Raw genomic sequence first — 17,396 nt, 5'->3', positions numbered from 1 at the left:
GTTTCGTTACTTCCAGCCCTTGAGGATCTTGCGGAACTCGATGCCGGCCGCCTTGGCCGCGTCCTCCGGGCTCGACGCCCCGGTGATCGCCTTGGTGTATTCGACCTTCAGCGGCTCGAAGAGGGAGCCGTTCTCCGGGATCCAGGCGCGCTCGACGGCCTTGTCCACGGCCGGCTTGAAGAACTGGACCATCTCGTTGCCCTTGACGTCCGGCAGCTCGTAGGCGGCGGTCCGGGTCGGGAGCAGGCTGAGCTCCTTGGTCGACTGCACCTGGACCTCCTGCGAGGTCATGTACTCGACGAAGGCGTGCGCGGCGGCGGTGTTCTTGGACCCGGCGTAGACGCCGAGGTCGTGGCCGCCCTGCGGGGCACCGGCCTTGGCGGAGCCGGCCGGGACGGCGGCGATGCCGAGGTTGGCCTTGTCCTTGAACTGGTCGCCGGCGTAGGTGTCGGCGACGGCCCACGGGCCGTTGATCATCATGGCGGCCTCGCCGGTCTTGAAGGCCGTCTGCATGTTGGCGTAGCCGTCGGTGGCGTTGGTGATCGCCGCGCCGGAGCTGACCAGGTCGCGGGCGGTCTTGAAGGCCTTGACGCCCGCCTCGTTGTCGACGGTGACCGTCTTGTTCTTCGCGTCGACGAGGTCGCCGCCCTCGCCGTAGATCAGCGGGAGGAACCAGTAGGAGTCGTCGCCGCGCAGGTAGAGGGCGGCCTTGCCGGTCTTGGCCTTGATGGCCTCGGCGGCGGTCTTCAGCTCTGCCAGCGTCTTGGGGGGCTGGACGCCGGCGTCGGCGAGCATCTTCTTGTTGTAGAAGAGGCCGAGGCTGTCGATGACCTGCGGGACGGCGTAGGTCTTGCCCTCGAACTTGCCACTGGCCGCGGCCTGCGGGAGGAACTCGGCGTCGACCTTCTTCGCGGTCTCGGCCGGGACCTCGTCGAGGTAGCCCAGGGAGGCGAAGTCCGCGACCCAGCCGACGTCGGCGCGGATGACGTCAGGCGCGTCGGAGCCGCTGCTGAAGGCGTTCTTGACCTTGTTCTGCGCGTCGCCGTACGGGACGTTGACGTACTTGACGGTCACCTTCGGGTGCTTCGCCGTGAACCCCTCGGCGATCTTCTGGAAGCTGGCCTTCTCGGCGTCGTTCGAGGTGTCCCACCACGTGACCGTGCCGGAAAGCTCGCCGCCCGCCTTGGTGCCGTCGGCCGCGTCCTTGTCGTCCCCACCGCAAGCCGTTGCCGCGAGCGCCAGGGTCGCGACCAGCGCGGTGGCCGCTATGCCACGCCGCATATGAACTCCTTCGATGATCCCGGCCGCGCCCTCGCGGTCCCGAGTTGCCAGGAACGTAACAAGACTGAAAGAGGACCGAAAGACCTTGCGCAAACTTTCTGCAAGCGGAGGCGATCGTTACATCCGTGTGTCCGTACGGTTGCCGCAGCTTGCTGTTAGTTCGAGTCACCTTCGACCGACCGGGCCCGCAACCAGGGGGCATGTACCCGCGTTGACCCCGATATGACCCACGACTCGACGGCCGTCCAGCTTGCAAGCTCTTCCAGCAACGCGACCGCGAGCGGTGCCTGGTGGCGCGATGCCGTCATCTATCAGGTGTACGTGCGCTCCTTCGCCGACAGCGACGGAGACGGCATCGGCGACCTCCGCGGGGTCCGCTCCCGCCTCCCCCACCTCGCCCGCCTCGGGGTCGACGCCGTGTGGCTCACCCCCTTCTACGTCTCCCCGCAGGCGGACGGCGGCTACGACGTCGCCGACTACCGGGCCGTCGACCCCCTCTTCGGGGACCTCTCCGACGCCGACGAGCTGGTCCGGGCCGCGCACGCGCTGGGGCTGCGGGTCATCGTGGACGTGGTGCCGAACCACACCTCCGAGCAGCACCCGTGGTTCCGCGCCGCCCTCGCCGGGGATCCGGGGGCCCGCGAGCGCTACCACTTCCGCCCCGGACGGGGGCGGCACGGCGCCGAGCCCCCGAACGACTGGGAGTCGATCTTCGGCGGCCCGGCCTGGACCCGGGTCCCGGACGGCGACTGGTACCTGCACCTCTTCGCCCCTGAACAGCCGGACCTCGACTGGGACCACCCCGAGGTCGCCGAGGAATTCGCCTCCGTGCTGCGCTTCTGGCTCGACCTCGGCATCGACGGCTTCCGCATCGACGTCGCCCACGGCATGGTCAAGGCCCCGGGCCTGCCGGACATCGGCCGCGGCGCCCAGGCCACCCTCATCGGCACCGAGCCGCTCCCCTTCTTCGACCAGGACGGGGTCCACGAGATCCACCGCTCCTGGCGCCGCCTCCTCGACTCCTACGCGGGCGGGCGCATCGGGGTCGCCGAGGCCTGGGCGCCCACCTCGGAGCGGCTCGCCCTGTACGTGCGCCCCGACGAACTGCACCAGGCCTTCAACTTCCGCTTCCTGAACTGCCCGTGGGACCCCGCCGCGATGCGCACCGTCATCGACGAGTCCCTGGCCGCCACCACGGCCGTCGGCGCCCCGACCACCTGGGTCCTGTCCAACCACGACGTCGTACGCCATGTGACGCGCTACGGCGGCGGGGCCCGCGGCCTGGCCCGGGCACGGGCCGCCGCCCTGCTGATGCTGGCCCTGCCCGGGTCGGCGTACCTCTACCAGGGCGAGGAGCTCGGCCTCCCGGAGGTGGCTGACCTCCCGGACCAGGTCCGCCAGGACCCGGCCTTCCGCCGCGGGCGCCGTCAGCTGTGGGACACGGACGGCCCGGCGGCGCCGGAGGGGGAGGCCGACGGGGCGGGGTCCCCTGCCCCCGATTCCGCGACCGCGGCGGAGCCTGAGGGACAGGACGGGCTGCGCGACGGGTGCCGGGTGCCGCTGCCCTGGTCCGGCGCGGAGCCCCCGTACGGCTTCGGGCCGGCCGGCAGCTGGCTCCCGCAGCCCGCCGGCTGGGGAGGCCTCAGCGTCGCCGCGCAGACCGGCGACCCGCACTCCACGCTGGAGCTCTACCGCGCCGCCCTGGAACTGCGCCGGGCGATGCCGGGGCTGGGCGCGCCGGAGGCGGGGACGGGGACGGGGGCGGACGGCCTGGCCGAAGCCCCGTACGGCCCGTTCGCCTGCGGAATGCGCTGGCAGTCCGCCCCCGAGGGCGTGCTCCTCTTCACCCGCCCCGGCTTCGCCTGCACCCTCAACAGCCGCCCCGGCCCGGTGGAACTTCCCGCGCCCGGACGTCCCGTGCTCTCCAGCGCGCCGGTGGAGACGGACGGCCGCACCGTCCGGCTTCCCCCGGATTCGTGCACGTGGTGGTCATGGTGAACGTCCGACCGGTACAGTCCAATCCCGTGACCGCACGGCTAGCCGACATCGCAGCCCAGGCGGGGGTCAGCGAAGCCACAGTCAGCCGCGTGCTCAACGGCAAGCCCGGTGTGGCCGCAGGCACCCGCGAATCCGTGCTGGCCGCCCTCGACGTACTCGGCTACGAGCGGCCCGTGAAGCTGCGCCAGCGCAGTGCGGGGCTCGTCGGTCTGATAACTCCCGAACTGGACAACCCGATCTTCCCGGCGCTCGCCCAGGTCATCGGCCAGGCCCTGACCCGGCAGGGGTACACGCCGGTGCTGGCCACGCAGACGCCCGGCGGGTCCACCGAGGACGAGCTGACCGAGATGCTGGTCGACCGCGGGGTCTCCGGGATCATCTTCGTCTCCGGCCTGCACGCCGACACCACGGCCGACATGGGCCGCTACGACCAACTCCGCGGGCAGGGCGTTCCGTACGTCCTGATCAACGGCTTCTCCGAGAAGGTGCAGGCCCCCTTCGTCTCCCCCGACGACCGGGCCGCGATGCAGCTCGCCGTCACCCACCTCGCCGCGCTCGGGCACACCCGCATCGGGCTCGCGGTCGGACCGAAGCGCTTCGTGCCGGTCCTCCGCAAGATCGAGGGCTTCCGGCTCGGGATGAAGGAGCGGCTCGGACTCGGCGAGGCGGAGATCGAGGAGCTGATCCAGCACTCCCTCTACTCGCTGGAGGGCGGCCAGGCCGCCGCGGCAGCGCTGATCTCGCGCGGCTGCACGGCGGTGGTGTGCGCGAGCGACATGATGGCGCTCGGCGCGATCCGGGCGGCGCGGCAGCAGGGGCTGAAGGTGCCGCAGGACGTGTCAGTGGTCGGCTTCGACGACTCCCCGCTCATAGCGTTCACCGACCCGCCGCTGACAACCATCCGCCAGCCCGTGCAGGCGATGGGGCAGGCGGCGGTCCGGACCCTGCTGGAGGAGATCGGCGGCACGCCGGCCCCGCACAGCGAGTTCGTCTTCCTGCCCGAACTGGTGGTGCGCGGCTCCACGGCCTCGGGCCCGGGCCAGCGCCGCCGGGACTAGGCCCAGGCCGCCGGGGCACGTGTCCCTGCGGCGGTGGGGCGGTCCCGGTCCCGATACTGGGCAGATGCCCATGCCCGGCCGGCTTCGTGACAGGATCCTGCCCGACCACAAGCGACGTTCCCTGGAGGACCTCCAGGAGGATCTCGATCTGTCGTCGGGCGACAGCCGGGCGAAGCAGTCGGCCTTCTGGACCATGCTCACGCTGTCCTCGGTGATCGCCGCGTGCGGGATCCTGACGGACTCCACCGCCACCGTCATCGGCGCGATGATCATCGCTCCCCTCTCCACGCCGATCATGGGGATCGCCCTCGGGGCCGTGCAGCGACGCCGCTCCACCGCCCTCGCCTTCGTGGCGCTCGGCGGTCTGCTGGTGCTCGTGATCGGCGCGGTGGCCTCCCTCGTGGTGCCTCCCTCCTACGACTTGCTGTCGGACAGTCAGATCTCCAGCCGGACCTCCCCCGGGCTCCTGGACCTGATCGCCGCTCTCGCCACGGGCTTCGCCGGCGCCGTGGCGCTGTCCCGCAAGGACGTCGCCGCAGTCCTGCCGGGGGTCGCGATCGCGATCTCCCTGGTGCCGCCGCTCGTGGTGACGGGCGTGTGCGCCGGCCAGACGTCGTGGTGGCTCGCGCTGGGAGCGCTGGTCCTCTTCGTGTCCAACCTCCTCGCCATGGTCTTCGCGGGCATGGTGGTCTTCGCCGTCCTCGGGTACACCCGGGCCGCCGGACACCCCGGCCGGGGCCGGGCCACTCGCCGCGCCTACGTGATGCTCGGGCTGCTGTTCGCGGCGGTCCTGCTCCCGCTGGGCGCCAACACGGTGACCACGGTCCTGCTGAACGCGTGGACCTCGCGGACCTGGACCGCCGCCGAGCGCTGGCTCTCGGCCAGCCCCGGCGCGGCGGTCACCGGTGTCGACGCGCAGTCCAGGACCTTCTACGTCCACGTGCGCAGCCCCGGCGGCCTCCCGCCGATCGACGACCTGCTCGACGACCTCGAAGGTCAGCTCCCCGACGGCGTCCCGATCGTGGTCGACGCCACCCGCGGGCAGCAGATCGTCGCGGGGAAGGTGGGTGGCTGACGCGGCGGCGTAGTACCCAGGTCTGAGCGGCTGCGCCGAAGACCGTACCGAGGGATGATCGGAGGCGGGAAGGCATCTGGCAGACTCTGCCCATGGGTGAATCGAGCGTGAAGACACTGGAAACCCGGACGGACGTCTCATCACCCACCGTGGTCGAGACCGAGACCCGCCCGGGGTCCGAGCGCACCCTGCTCTCCCGGTTGCGTGCCCCGCGCCGGCCCCGGATCTGGTTCGAGGTCCTGCTCATCGCGATCAGCTACTGGACGTACTCGCTGATCCGCAACGCGGTGCCCGAGCAGAAGGCGGCGGCCCTCGCCAACGCCGACTGGATCTGGAGCGTCGAGCGGACCCTCGGCATCGCCGTCGAGCAGTCGGTCAACCATGCGGTGAACTCCGTGACGTGGCTGATCGTGGGGATGAACTACTACTACGCCACGCTCCACTTCGTCGTGACGATCGGCGTGCTGGTCTGGATCTACCGTTTCCATCCGGGGCGGTACGCCGCCACGCGTCTGGTCCTCTTCGCCACCACGGGCGTCGCCCTGGTCGGCTACTACTGCTACCCGCTCGCGCCGCCCCGGCTGATGAACGGGCAGAGCTTCGTCGACACCGTGCTGGTCCACCACACCTGGGGCTCCATGGCCTCCGGCAACCTCAAGCAGATGTCGAACCAGTACGCCGCGATGCCGTCCATGCACATAGGGTGGTCGCTCTGGTGCGGCCTGACGATCTTCGCGGTCGCCTCGGCCCCCTGGGCCCGGATCCTGGGCCTGCTGTACCCGACGGCGACCCTCGTCGTCATCGTGGCCACGGCCAACCACTTCTGGCTCGACGCCGTGGGCGGCATGCTCTGCCTGGCCTTCGGCTACACGGTCTCGCGGTCCTGGTACGGCTCCTTCGCCCACCACCTGCCCCGCCACCCCGTGCACACGGGTCCGCACCCGGCGTCGGACCTGCTGAACCGCGTCCTCGCCCGCCGCTAGGGCGTCTCGCTGTCCGTCATGCCGGTTACTGCTGCCCGAGGGCCATCCACTTCCCGGGCGTGGTGAGGGGCTCGAAGCCGGCCCGGGCGTAGACGGCGTGCGCGTCGGCGGTGGCGAGCAGCACCCGGCGCAGCCCGTACGGCTCCAGGTGCGCGCACACCGCGTCGACGAGGGCTCCGCCGAGGCCCTTGCCGCGGGCGCCCGGATCGACGTAGACGTCGCAGAGCCAGGCGAAGGTGGCCCGGTCGGTGACGACGCGGGCGTACGCGAGCTGGGCCCCGGAGGCCTGGTCGTAGAGGCCGAAGTTCAGGGAGCCCGCGATGGCGTCCTCCTGCTTCTGCCGGCTGCGCCCGATCGCCCAGTACGCGTCTTCGGACAGCCACCGGTGGACGAGCCCGACGTCCAGTCGGGCGGGGTCGGTGGAGATCTCGTATCCGTCGGGAAGGTCGTCGCTCATCCCGACATCCAAGCAGCGCCCGCTCCCCCGGAGAAGTCCGGGGGGGGCGGGCGCACTCGTCCGGTCAGGGGGTCAGCGGGGCCATCGGGTCAGGAGGACTGGTTCGTCAGGATCGCCGGGTCCGAGAGGCCGGCCGCGCCGGTCTCGACCTTGCCGGCGAAGCGGCGGCCGAAGTCCGCGATCTCGGACGCGGTGACGGTCACGTCGTACCAGCGTCGGGTGTTCTTCAGGGAGACGCTGTACGTGACGGTGGCGCCCTTGGCGACCGTGAGGCGCTTGGGGCCGCCGCCGTAGGCGTTGGTGACGGTGAGCGTCGCGGTCGAGGCCCCGGCGTTGGTGAGGGTGAGGTCGAGGTTGCCCGTGGTGGCGTTGTGGCGGGCGGTGACCTCGGGGCCGGGGGTGGTGCCCGGGTTGCGGAAGCCGCGCAGGAAGCCGTTGGGGCCGTGGACGGTCAGGTCGGTGACGCCGGCGGAGTAGCGGGTGTTCCAGGTGTCCGAGATCGACTTGCCGGCCTCGGTGGTGTACGTCCAGGGGGCGTCGGTCCGGTTGCCCGCGGTGATGTAGAACTGCGCGCCCAGGTCCGGGCCGCCGCTGAAGGTCAGCTTGAACTTGCCCTCGCCGGTGAGGGCGGCGCCGTCCACGTACGGGGCGTACTTCAGCGGACGGGTGCGGCACATGCCCTTCTCCTGGCGCGGCATGCTGCCGACGGCCGGCGGGGTGGCCCGGAAGTCGGGGTGGCGCTCGCGGTCCTGCGGCTCCCAGGAACCGGTGTCGGGCAGCGACACCGTGGCCGTGTCCCGGCGGGCGAAGTCGAAGGCCGAGGTCAGGTCGCCGCAGACGGCGCGGCGCCAGGGCGAGATGTTGGGCTCGTGCACGCCGAAGCGCTTCTCCATGAAGCGGATCACGGAGGTGTGGTCGAAGGTCTCGGAGCAGGAGTAGCCGCCGGTGCTCCACGGCGAGACGACGAGCATCGGGACGCGCGGTCCCAGCCCGTACGGTCCGGCGACGTAGCCGGTCTTGCCGGGGAAGACGTCGAGGGCGGTCGGCGTGGTGGACAGGCCCTGGTTGGCATCGGCCGGGGCGTACGGCGGGACGACGTGGTCGAAGAAGCCGTCGTTCTCGTCGTAGGTGATGAACAGCGCGGTACGGGCCCACACGTCGGGGTTGGAGGTCAGCGCGTCCAGCACCTGTGCGATGTACCACGCACCGTAGTTGGAGGGCCAGTTGGAGTGCTCACTGAAGGCCTCGGGGGCGGCGATCCAGGAGATCTGAGGCAGGGTGCCGGCGGCGACGTCGGCGCGCAGCCGGTCGAAGTAGCCCTCGCCGGTCCTGGCGTCGGTGCCGGTGCGGGCCTTGTCGTAGAGCGGGTTGCCGGGCTGGGCGCCGCGGTAGTTGTTGAAGTAGAGGAGGGAGTTGTCGCCGTAGTTGCCGCGGTAGGCGTCGTCGATCCAGCCCCAGGATCCGGCGGCGTCGAGGCCGTTGCCGATGTCCTGGTAGACCTTCCAGGAGATGCCGGCCTGCTCCAGGCGCTCGGGGTAGGTGGTCCAGCCGTAGCCGGCCTCGGCGTTGTTGAGGACCGGGCCGCCGCCGGTGCCGTCGTTGCCGGTGTGGCCCGACCAGAGGTAGTAGCGGTTGGGGTCGGTCGAGCCGATGAAGGAGCAGTGGTAGGCGTCGCAGAGGGTGAAGGTGTCGGCGAGGGCGTAGTGGAACGGGATGTCGTCGCGCGTGAGGTACGCCATGGTGGCGGGCGTTTTGGCGGGCACCCAGTTGTCGTACTTGCCCTTGTTGAAGGCGCTCTGGCCGCCCGCCCAGTCGTGGTTGAGGCCCTGGAGGAACTCCATGCCGAGGTCGTCGGACGGCGGGCGGAAGGGCAGCGTCTCCTTGCCCGCGTTATCGGCCTGGTGCCAGACGGACTTGCCGCTGGGCAGGGTCACCGGGCGCGGGTCGCCGAAGCCCCGGACGCCGCGCAGCGCACCGTAGTAGTGGTCGAAGGAACGGTTCTCCTGCATCAGGACCACGATGTGCTCGACATCGGCGATGGTTCCGGTCGTCCCCTGCGCGGGGATGGCGGCGGCGCGCGCGATGCTCTCGTTGAGCAGGCTCAGGGCGGCGGCGCCGCCGGTGAGCTGCAGGAAACGGCGGCGGTTGAGTTCTGCCATGGCGAGAGACCTCTGCTTTGTCGAGGGTGGTTGAGCGCTCCCAAGAACAGCGCCCCTGGAGTACCGGAGAGGGAGCCCGGTGTGACGGCAGCGGGTACGTAAGGCGAACGGCAGTCGGATTCTGCCGGAGTTCGCCGATGTCCGGCGGAGATCGGCGGAGTTCGGCGCGGTTCGGCGCAGTTCGGCGGGATGTCAGCACGCGCGCTCGCGTGCCACCGCGCTCGCCTGCTCCGTACGCCGTGTGCGGCGAACTCCGGATCGAAGAAGGGGGCGCAGGCCGCCTCCCAGGCCGCGGCGTGGATCTCCCCGGGACGGCGGACGGCCGCCTGCACCGGCACGGCCGGATGCCCCGCCCAGGCCGGATCCACCTCCGCCGGCAGCACCGGCACGGTGGGCTCCGGGTCTCCGGTGATCCGCCAGTACGCGTGCGCGGCGGCCACCCGGTCCACGCGCCGCCGTCCCGGCCGCAGCGGGACCGATCCGGCCGAGGACGCGCACGGCGTCGTAGGCGTACTCGGGGTCCAGGAACCGGCTCACCTCGGGCACAGGTCCGCCCGTGCCGCACGCCGAGGCGCCCGGTCGTGGGGACGTGCCGCCGGTCGTACGGTGGAGGGAGGCGCGCGCCCCCGCAGCAGCCTGCGGCGGTGCACGTGCCCGTACAGGCCGCGCAGCACCCCGGCCCCGAGAGGCGGGTGCCATGGCGGCTCCCCACGACCTCCGACGAGGGGAAAGCTCTGATGCGAACCAAGAACAGCCGGATCCGTCGTGTGTGCGCCGCTGCCTGTGCCGTCCCGCTGCTCGTACTCGGCGGCGCGGCCCTCGTCGCCCCCGCCGCCCACGCGGACATCCCCGCCTGTACGAACATGGCCGCGCAGACGGGTGCCGAGGTCACCGACGCCGTCACGGCGTCCTGCCGGCAGGGCGTGAGCGGCGATCTTCAGGGCTGCGTGAGCGGCCTGACCGCGGCCGGAGTCCCGGGTGGCTCCGCGAACGGCGCCTGCCGGGCGGCGGCCCTGGAACCGCGGTAGGGACCGAGAGATACCGGAAGCGCCCGTTTTCCTGCCGTACGGCGGGGAACGGGCGCTTCGCGCCGCATGGGCCCCGCCGGGCCACCCGGCCGGGAAACAGTGATATGCGTCACGGCCCGCACATCGGCGGCGGGCTTTCTTGACGGAGCGTTAACCCGCCGACATTTCGATATTTGTCCCTTTTGGAATTGACATTCCCCTCTCCGCCGGAAACGGAATGTGCGGTACCGGTGGACCCGCCGCCGACCGGCCAGGTCACAGCCGTTTCTGAGTACTCATCAGACGGTTGCGGGAGTGACCAAATCGTGATGATGCACGATCACGGTCCCGTTTCAAGCCACGTGCCGACCGCCCCAGGCTCGTGATCAGCGGAAACTTGCCAGGCCATTCAGAGGCTTTTAAGAATGGCGGCCTCTTCGGCGCCCTGCGATTCCGGTGCCGGAAGCTTCGCGATCACTGAATGAGGTCAGGCATGCAGAAGCATCGGAAGAAGTCGTCCTACAAGAAAATAGTCATCGGCGTCGGTGCGCTCGCCCTCGTGGGTGTTCCCACCGCCGCCATGGCCTGCTTCGACGGTCAGGACAACGGAAACGGCAGCGCCAACGGCTGGGCGCGGACCGCGAGCCACCAGCAGCAGCGCCCGTGGCAGTGGCAGCCCACGCCCTCGGCCACTCCGAGCACCCTGGCGCCCGTGGACGCCCCGCTCCCGGCCACGTCGCCGAGCAGCAGCCCCGCCGAGGCCTCCCCGGGCGGCCCCGCCGAGACCGCCGCAGCGCCCGTCGTGGAGACCACGCCGCCCGCGCAGCAGCCGAAGCCTGCGAAGCCGCCGGTCGCCACCAGGAAGCCGCAGGCGCCCGCGCCCTCGAAGCCGGCCGCCCCGCCGGCCTCCGGCGAGATCGCCCAGGTCCTCGCGCTCGTGAACCAGGAGCGCGCCGCGGCCGGATGCCAGGCCGTCTCCCTCAACGCGAAGCTCACGAAGGCCGCGCAGGACCACAGCGCCGACATGGCCTCCCACAGCAACATGTCCCACACCGGCTCCGACGGCTCGGACCCGGGCGCGCGGATCACCCGCGCCGGGTACACCTGGAGCACGTACGGCGAGAACGTCGCCTACGGCTACAGCACTCCCGAGAAGGTCATGGAGGGCTGGATGAACAGCCAGGGCCACCGGGAGAACATCCTGAACTGCTCCTTCAAGGAGATCGGCATCGGCCTGGCGCAGCCCGGCTCCTACTGGACGCAGGACTTCGGCACGGCGCGCTGACCCCGCGCCCGCCCGGCGGGGCGGCGGACCGCGGACCCACCAAGGGTCCGCGGTCCGCTGCGCCCGTTGCGGTCAGAGCCGGAACAGCACTCCGCGCCAGGTCCAGCCCGCCCTGAGGACCGTGTTCTGCAGGGGGTTCTTCATCAGCCCCGTGTCGAAGCGGAACGTCTCCACCTTGCGGCGGCGGCCGTCGGCACCCCGCTGGAACTCCCACTGCCGGTAGACCGCCTTCCCCGGCCCCCGGCCGTACTGCTCGCCGGAGTGCTCCAACGAGGGCTCCCACCGCTCTTCGAGTACGCGCACCTCGTGCTTCGCGGGGACCAGTCGCATGCTGGTCTTGAGGGTCAGGCGCATCTCGCTGATGCGGCACTCCACCACCAGCTCGGCACGTTCCCGCGGGGTGCCCTCACGGACGGCGAACAGCCCGTCCGGGCCCCCCAGCGCGAGCAGAGCGTCCCGGAGCTCCTCGGCGGCCCCCGGAGTGACGCCGCGGGCCGGGTACCTGGTGCCCGTCCGGTTGTCCCAGAAACCCACCGTCAGTTCCCCGCCCCGTCGTCCGGGCGCACCGAGCGTACGAACTCCTGAAATTGCTCCAGGACTTCGTCGTGCTGGGCCGCGGTGGCGGTGAGCGCCAGCCGGATCATCGCCCGCTTGCGCGGGTCCCCGGTGTCCACGAGGGACAGGTACACCTGGGACTGGACGAGCTCGTGGCGGACGCCGTCGGCCACGGCCGAGAAGCTCAGCCGCTGGGCCAGGGCGGGCGCGTCCTCGGAACCTACCTCGCGGCGGTGGACCACCTCCACCGACTCGGCGAACGTGCGCAGGTGCTCCACCGACGCGTCGGCGATCTCGGCCAGGGTCACCCCGTCCTTCGGGAAGCCGCCGTCGACGGTGATGTTGGCGGTGAACCCGGCGTCCGGGTGCGGATGCACCGCGGCGAAGGCCACTCCGGGGTCGAACCCCTCCGGACGGGCCGGGAGCCAGCCCTCGGGCAGCCGGAAATCGATCGGCACCGGCAGTGTCGTGGGCATCCGGGGCCCTCCTTCCATGGAATCGGACATCAGTCGAGCAACCAGTCCTTGAAGTCGCCTGCGGCGTCGCCGACCGCGTGCGCCGTATCGCCCACCGCGTCGGCCACGTCACCGGCGGTCTTGGCCACCTTCTCAGGATCGACGGTGATCTCCAGGCCTATGGAGCCTCCGAGGAGGGGCGAAGCACCGGCCTTGCCGCCGAGCTTCCACGCGCCCGTCTCCTCGTCCTTCTTGACGCCCCACCAGGCCTCGGCACCGGGGCCCGCCCATCCTTCGGCGGTCAGGCCGACGCCGATGCCGCCGGACTCCACGCCTCCGGTGAGGCTGCCCTTGGCCCCGGCGAACGCCTTCGCGCCGACGGTGAATTCCTCCTTGGTCGCCTTCGCGCTGACCCCGGCCTCACCACCGGCGAATCCCTCGGCCCGCCCGTAGGCGCTGTGGTACTCGCCTCCGGCCCGGCCCTCGGCCAGTGCCCGGATTCCCGCGGACGCCTCGGCCTTGCCGACCAGGCCCTTGTCGGTGATGCCGACGTTCGCGGTGGCCCGGGCTCCCTGGTAGATGTCGGCGACCCCGGTCAGCTTCAACGCCCCGAGGCTCCCTTCTCCCTTCGCGGTCTCGTGGAAGAAGTCGACGTAGGCCTTGACCGAGGCCTCCTTGCCGTACTGGCCCGGGCCGGTGGTGCTCACGCCGGCATCGAAGCCGTCGGTCTTCGTCCTGATCTTGGTCTCGTCGAGCTTCTTGGCCTTCGCCAGGTCGCCCTCGGCGTAGTTGTTGAAGCCGGTGAGGGTCTCGTCCGCGCCGCTGCCCTGCCCCAGGGCGTCCCTGTTGCTGTCGTTCACGGCCGCCACGAGGGCGTCCTTGACGTGCGTGTCGGCGTCGGAGGCGGCCTTGACCCGGTCGTCGATGTGCTTCTGCCACTTGCCGACCGCGGTGCGGACGGCCTCCTGGCCGTCGGGGTCGTGGTGGTAGGCGCTGCGCTCGGAGGGCGTCAGCTTCGAGTAGTCGAAGGCGACGCGCCCCTGCTCCGAGACGGTCATGCCGGCGGCGATCGCGTCGTCGCGGGCGCTCTCCAGCTTCTTCTTGAGGTCGACGAGCTGTTCGTGGGCGCCCCGCAACAGGCTCGCCACCGCCTTGGCCTGGTTCTGCGCGGCGGAGTACTCGTAGCGGGTCGCCGTGAACTTCGTCCGCGCCGCCGTGGCACTGACGCCGACCCAGTTGTCCCCCATGGTGATCTTCTGGACGGTGTCCCCGTAGCGGGTCTCGACCTTCTTCAGCTCGCCCGCCATCGCGTCCCACTTGGCGGCGGCCGTCGTCAGCAGGCCCAGGTCCGTGGTCATGATTTCGTAATAGGTCAGCACCGCAGCCCCCTACATGCCGTGCAGTTGCGACTGCGACGCGAACTGGCTGCCCGTGCTGATGTCGTTGCCGACGATGTAGCCCGACGCGCCGCGCAGCGCCATCTTCTCCCCGGCGAGACGGCCCATCAGGGTCTTCACCTGCTGGTCCCACGTGTCCGCCACCTTCTTCAGGCCGGCGGCCGTCTCCCAGCCCTCGAAGCCCTTCTGGGCGTTGCCGGTGGCGTCGTCCGCGTGCTCGGTCGCCTTCTTGGTGGCGTCCTCCAGCTCGTTCTCGATCGTGTCCGCCGCCGCCCTCTTCTGCGCGGGCGTCGAGGCGAAGTCCTTGGCGCCGCCCGGAGTGAACAGCCCCGACGACGGTGGGGTGACCCCCGGAGCGTAGGGGACCACCGACGGCGGCGCGGTGACGCCCGGAGCGTACGGACCGGGCGACACCGGGGTGACCGGAGTGACCGGAGTGACCGGGGTGACCCCCGGAACGTACGGACCCACCGGCGGCCCGCTGTTCAACCGCACGTCCACCTGGCCGAGATCATCTGACATGGTCACGCCTCCCCGTAGTTGAGGGTGATCATATGCAAATCGCGAAACCATAGGCCAGAGTTGGCGGGTCCGACGGCCCCGGCTACGCGCCGTAGAAGAGCTCGTCCACGACCGCCCGGGCCCGGCGGGTGATGCGGCGGTAGTCGTCCAGCAGCTCCCCGACCGTGCCCTCCGCGTATCCGAGGTAGCGGCCCACCGCCGCGAGTTCCCGGGCCTCGGTGGGGAAGGTGTCCCCGGCGCGCCCGCGCACCAGCATCACGGCGTTGCGGACCCGGGTCGCCAGCACCCAGGCCTCGTCCAGGATCTGCGCCTCCTCGGTCGGGATCAGCCCGGCCGCGTGGGCGGCCGCCAGGGCCTCACGGGTACGGGTGGTACGCAGGCCCGGTTCGGCCCAGGCGTGCCGCATCTGGATCAGCTGGACCGTCCACTCGACGTCGCTGAGACCGCCGCGGCCGAGCTTGGTGTGCAGCGTCGGGTCGGCCCCGCGCGGCATCCGCTCCGACTCCATGCGGGCCTTGAGCCGGCGGATCTCGCGTACGGCGTCCTCGCCGAGCCCCTCCATCGGGTACCGCAGCGGATCGATCAGCTCGATGAAGCGGGCGCCGATGTCGGCGTCGCCCGCGACCGGTTCGGCGCGCAGCAGGGCCTGGCTCTCCCAGGTCAGGGACCAGCGCCGGTAGTAGGCGGCGTAGGAGGCCAGCGTGCGCACCAGCGGGCCGGAGCGGCCCTCGGGGCGCAGGTCGGCGTCGATGAGCAGCGGCGGGTCGGTGGTGGGCAGCTGGAGCAGCCTGCGCATTTCGGCGATGACGGTCTGGGCGGCCTTGGCGGCCTCCTGTTCGTCGACGCCCTCGCGGGGTTCGTGGACGAACAGGACGTCGGCGTCGGAGCCGTAGCCGAGTTCGTGTCCGCCGAAGCGGCCGACGCCGATGACGGCGAAGCGGGTGGGCAGCGTATCGCCGTAGTGGCTGTGGACGGCGGCGCGCAGGGCTCCGGCGACGGTGGCGGCGGTGAGGTCGGAGACGGCCGCGCCGACCCGGTCGACGAGGGCTCCGTGGTCCTCCTCGGCCGGGTTGTCCTCCGTACCGTACGAGCCGATGATGTCGGCCGCGGTGGTGCGGAACAGCTCGCGGCGGCGCACACCGCGGGCGACGGCGACGGCGGCCTCGGGGTTCTCGGCGCGGCCGACGGCGGCGAGGACCTCCTGCTCCAGGGCCTCGTGCGTACGGGGCTGCAGGCCTTCGGGGTCGCCGAGCAGGGCCACGGCCTCGGGGGCGCGCATCAGCAGGTCGGGGGCGAGGCGCCCGGCGGACAGGACGCGGGCGAGGTTCTCGGCGGCGGCGCCCTCGTCGCGCAGCAGGCGCAGGTACCAAGGGGTCTTGCCGAGGGCGTCGGAGACCTTGCGGAAGTTCAGCAGGCCGGCGTCCGGATCGGCGGACTCGGCGAACCAGCCGAGCATCACCGGCAGCAGGGTGCGCTGGATGGCGGCCTTGCGGGTGACGCCGGAGGCGAGGGCTTCGAGGTGGCGCAGGGCCGAGGCCGGGTCGGCGTAGCCGAGGGCTTCGAGGCGCTGGCCGGCGGCGCGCGGGGAGAGCCGGGTCTCGCCGGGGGTGAGCTGGGCGACGGCGTCGAGCAGCGGCCGGTAGAAGAGCTTCTCGTGCAGGCGGCGGACGACGGAGGCGTGCCGGCGCCAGGCCTTGTTGAGCTCGGCGACGGGTTCGGTGCGCAGGCCCATGGAGCGGCCGAGGCGCCGCAGGTCGTTCTCGTCCTCGGGGACGAGGTGGGTGCGGCGCAGCCGGTAGAGCTGGATGCGGTGCTCCATGGCGCGCAGGAAGCGGTACGCGTCGTGCAGTTGGGCGGCGTCGGCGCGGCCGACGTAGCCGCCGGCGGCGAGGGCGTGCAGGGCGTCGAGGGTGGTGCCGGAGTGCAGGGTGGCGTCGCTGCGGCCGTGGACGAGCTGGAGCAGCTGGACGGCGAACTCGACGTCGCGCAGGCCGCCGGGGCCGAGTTTCAGCTCGCGGTCGACCTGGGCGGCGGGGATGTTGTCGACGACGCGGCGGCGCATCTTCTGGACGTCGGCGACGAAGTTCTCGCGTTCGGCGGCCTGCCAGACCAGCGGGCTTATGGCGGCGATGTACTCGGCGCCCAGGGCCTCGTCGCCGGCCACGGCGCGGGCCTTGAGGAGGGCCTGGAACTCCCAGGTCTTGGCCCAGCGCTGGTAGTAGGCCAGGTGGGAGGCGAGGGTGCGGACGAGGGGGCCGTTGCGGCCTTCGGGGCGGAGGTTGGCGTCGACGGGCCAGATCGTGCCCTCGACGGTGGTCTCCGAGCAGATCCGCATGAGGTGGGAGGCGAGGCGGGTGGCGGCCTGGAGGGCCTTGCCCTCGTCGGCGCCGGGCACCGAGTCGCCGACGAAGATGACGTCGACGTCGGACACGTAGTTCAGCTCGTTGCCGCCGCACTTGCCCATCGCGATGACGGCGAGGCGGCACAGGGCGGCGTCCTCGGGGGCGGCGGCGGAGGCGATCCGCAGGGCCGCGCGGAGGGTGGCGGTGGCCAGGTCGGCGAGCTCGGCGGCGGTCTGGGCGACGTCGATGGTGCCGCAGACGTCGCGGGCGGCGATGGAGAGCAGGCAGCGGCGGTAGGCGACGCGCAGGCCGACGGGGTCGTGCGCGTCGGCGAGGCCGAGCTCGAACTCGGGTAGTCCGGGGTGCAGGTCGGCGGCCTCGTAGGTGATGAGGCCGAGCCAGTCGCGGGGGTGGCGGGCGAGGTGGTCGCCGAGGGCCTCGGAGGCGCCGAGCACGCCGAGCAGCCGGTCGCGCAGCGGCTTGGCGCTGACGAGGGTGTCGAGGAGCCCGGGCAGCTCGCCGTCCGGCTGGGCCTCGGCGAGCCGGACGAGGCCGCGGAGGGCGAGGTCGGGGTCGGCGGTCGCGCCGAGGGCGTCGAGCAGCACGGGATCGGCGCGTACGGCCGCGAGCGCGTCGGCGTCGAGCAGCCGGGCGGCGGCGGAGGGGTCGGTGAAGCCGCTGCGGAGCAGCCGGATGAAGGTGCTGCTCCTGCGTCCCGGGACCGTCATCCCGCCGCCTCCCGCGGTTGTCGCTGCCACTGCCTGCGCTGCCCTGGCGGGCTCTGCTCCTGAGCCTAGGGGGTGTCTAGCCGATCCGGGCGCC

General features: G+C 71.7%; 14 protein-coding genes. 6 read left to right on the top strand and 8 right to left on the bottom strand.

What is annotated here, in order from left to right:
* Window positions 1-6: 6 nt before the first annotated feature.
* The gene (locus tag ACZ573_RS11525) at window positions 7-1,281 is read right to left on the bottom strand and encodes an extracellular solute-binding protein (RefSeq protein ID WP_471302269.1); all 1,275 of its coding nucleotides are present in this window, start codon (window positions 1,279-1,281) and stop codon (window positions 7-9) included.
* 222 nt (window positions 1,282-1,503) lie between these two features.
* On the opposite strand from ACZ573_RS11525, the gene ACZ573_RS11520 reads away from it, so the two are divergent.
* The 4 genes from ACZ573_RS11520 to ACZ573_RS11505 all read left to right on the top strand — a co-directional run bounded on the left by ACZ573_RS11520 (window position 1,504) and on the right by ACZ573_RS11505 (window position 6,395).
* Window positions 1,504-3,279 carry a glycoside hydrolase family 13 protein gene (locus ACZ573_RS11520; RefSeq protein ID WP_471302267.1) on the top strand — a complete coding sequence of 592 codons (1,776 nt, stop codon included), beginning with the start codon at window positions 1,504-1,506 and terminating at the stop codon, window positions 3,277-3,279.
* A gap of 26 nt (window positions 3,280-3,305) precedes the next feature.
* The gene (locus ACZ573_RS11515; protein ID WP_314251245.1) at window positions 3,306-4,337 is read left to right on the top strand and encodes a LacI family DNA-binding transcriptional regulator; all 1,032 of its coding nucleotides are present in this window, start codon (window positions 3,306-3,308) and stop codon (window positions 4,335-4,337) included.
* A 64-nt stretch (window positions 4,338-4,401) separates the two neighbouring features.
* Window positions 4,402-5,412 carry a DUF389 domain-containing protein gene (locus ACZ573_RS11510; RefSeq protein ID WP_471302265.1) on the top strand — a complete coding sequence of 337 codons (1,011 nt, stop codon included), beginning with the start codon at window positions 4,402-4,404 and terminating at the stop codon, window positions 5,410-5,412.
* A 92-nt stretch (window positions 5,413-5,504) separates the two neighbouring features.
* Window positions 5,505-6,395: a phosphatase PAP2 family protein gene (locus ACZ573_RS11505; RefSeq protein ID WP_471302263.1), complete on the top strand. Its 891-nt coding sequence runs from the start codon at window positions 5,505-5,507 to the stop codon at window positions 6,393-6,395.
* A gap of 25 nt (window positions 6,396-6,420) precedes the next feature.
* On the opposite strand, the gene ACZ573_RS11500 is transcribed toward ACZ573_RS11505, so the two are convergent.
* The gene (locus tag ACZ573_RS11500) at window positions 6,421-6,852 is read right to left on the bottom strand and encodes a GNAT family N-acetyltransferase (RefSeq protein WP_471302261.1); all 432 of its coding nucleotides are present in this window, start codon (window positions 6,850-6,852) and stop codon (window positions 6,421-6,423) included.
* Window positions 6,853-6,941: 89 nt separating this feature from the next.
* On the bottom strand, window positions 6,942-9,011 hold the full coding sequence (locus ACZ573_RS11495; protein ID WP_471302258.1) for a phosphocholine-specific phospholipase C: 2,070 nt from the start codon (window positions 9,009-9,011) through the stop codon (window positions 6,942-6,944).
* Window positions 9,012-9,748: 737 nt separating this feature from the next.
* Here ACZ573_RS11495 and ACZ573_RS11490 point away from each other — a divergent pair.
* Together ACZ573_RS11490 and ACZ573_RS11485 are read left to right on the top strand one after the other, a co-directional pair.
* Entirely contained in the window at window positions 9,749-10,039 is a 291-nt protein-coding gene (locus ACZ573_RS11490) for a hypothetical protein (protein WP_471302255.1), read from the top strand.
* 472 nt (window positions 10,040-10,511) lie between these two features.
* Window positions 10,512-11,303, top strand: a complete 792-nt coding sequence (locus ACZ573_RS11485) for a CAP domain-containing protein (protein ID WP_471302252.1) — start codon at window positions 10,512-10,514, stop codon at window positions 11,301-11,303.
* A 72-nt stretch (window positions 11,304-11,375) separates the two neighbouring features.
* On the opposite strand, the gene ACZ573_RS11480 is transcribed toward ACZ573_RS11485, so the two are convergent.
* From ACZ573_RS11480 to ACZ573_RS11460, 5 genes are all read right to left on the bottom strand, one after another.
* On the bottom strand, window positions 11,376-11,837 hold the full coding sequence (locus ACZ573_RS11480) for a hypothetical protein (RefSeq protein WP_471302249.1): 462 nt from the start codon (window positions 11,835-11,837) through the stop codon (window positions 11,376-11,378).
* Between the two features lie 2 nt (window positions 11,838-11,839).
* On the bottom strand, window positions 11,840-12,334 hold the full coding sequence (locus tag ACZ573_RS11475) for a hypothetical protein (protein ID WP_471302246.1): 495 nt from the start codon (window positions 12,332-12,334) through the stop codon (window positions 11,840-11,842).
* Window positions 12,335-12,363: 29 nt separating this feature from the next.
* Window positions 12,364-13,671 carry a hypothetical protein gene (locus ACZ573_RS11470; RefSeq protein ID WP_471302243.1) on the bottom strand — a complete coding sequence of 436 codons (1,308 nt, stop codon included), beginning with the start codon at window positions 13,669-13,671 and terminating at the stop codon, window positions 12,364-12,366.
* 30 nt (window positions 13,672-13,701) lie between these two features.
* Window positions 13,702-14,232 (bottom strand): hypothetical protein, encoded by a 531-nt coding sequence (locus tag ACZ573_RS11465; RefSeq protein WP_471302240.1) that lies wholly within the window; start codon window positions 14,230-14,232, stop codon window positions 13,702-13,704.
* 82 nt (window positions 14,233-14,314) lie between these two features.
* Entirely contained in the window at window positions 14,315-17,302 is a 2,988-nt protein-coding gene (locus ACZ573_RS11460) for a bifunctional [glutamine synthetase] adenylyltransferase/[glutamine synthetase]-adenylyl-L-tyrosine phosphorylase (protein WP_471302238.1), read from the bottom strand.
* Window positions 17,303-17,396: the final 94 nt, after the last annotated feature.

It is taken from the genome of Streptomyces sp. NPDC040545, from assembly GCF_055595065.1.
The sequence above is the reverse complement of the archived record's forward strand: the minus strand, read 5'-3'. Positions and strand labels throughout refer to the sequence as shown.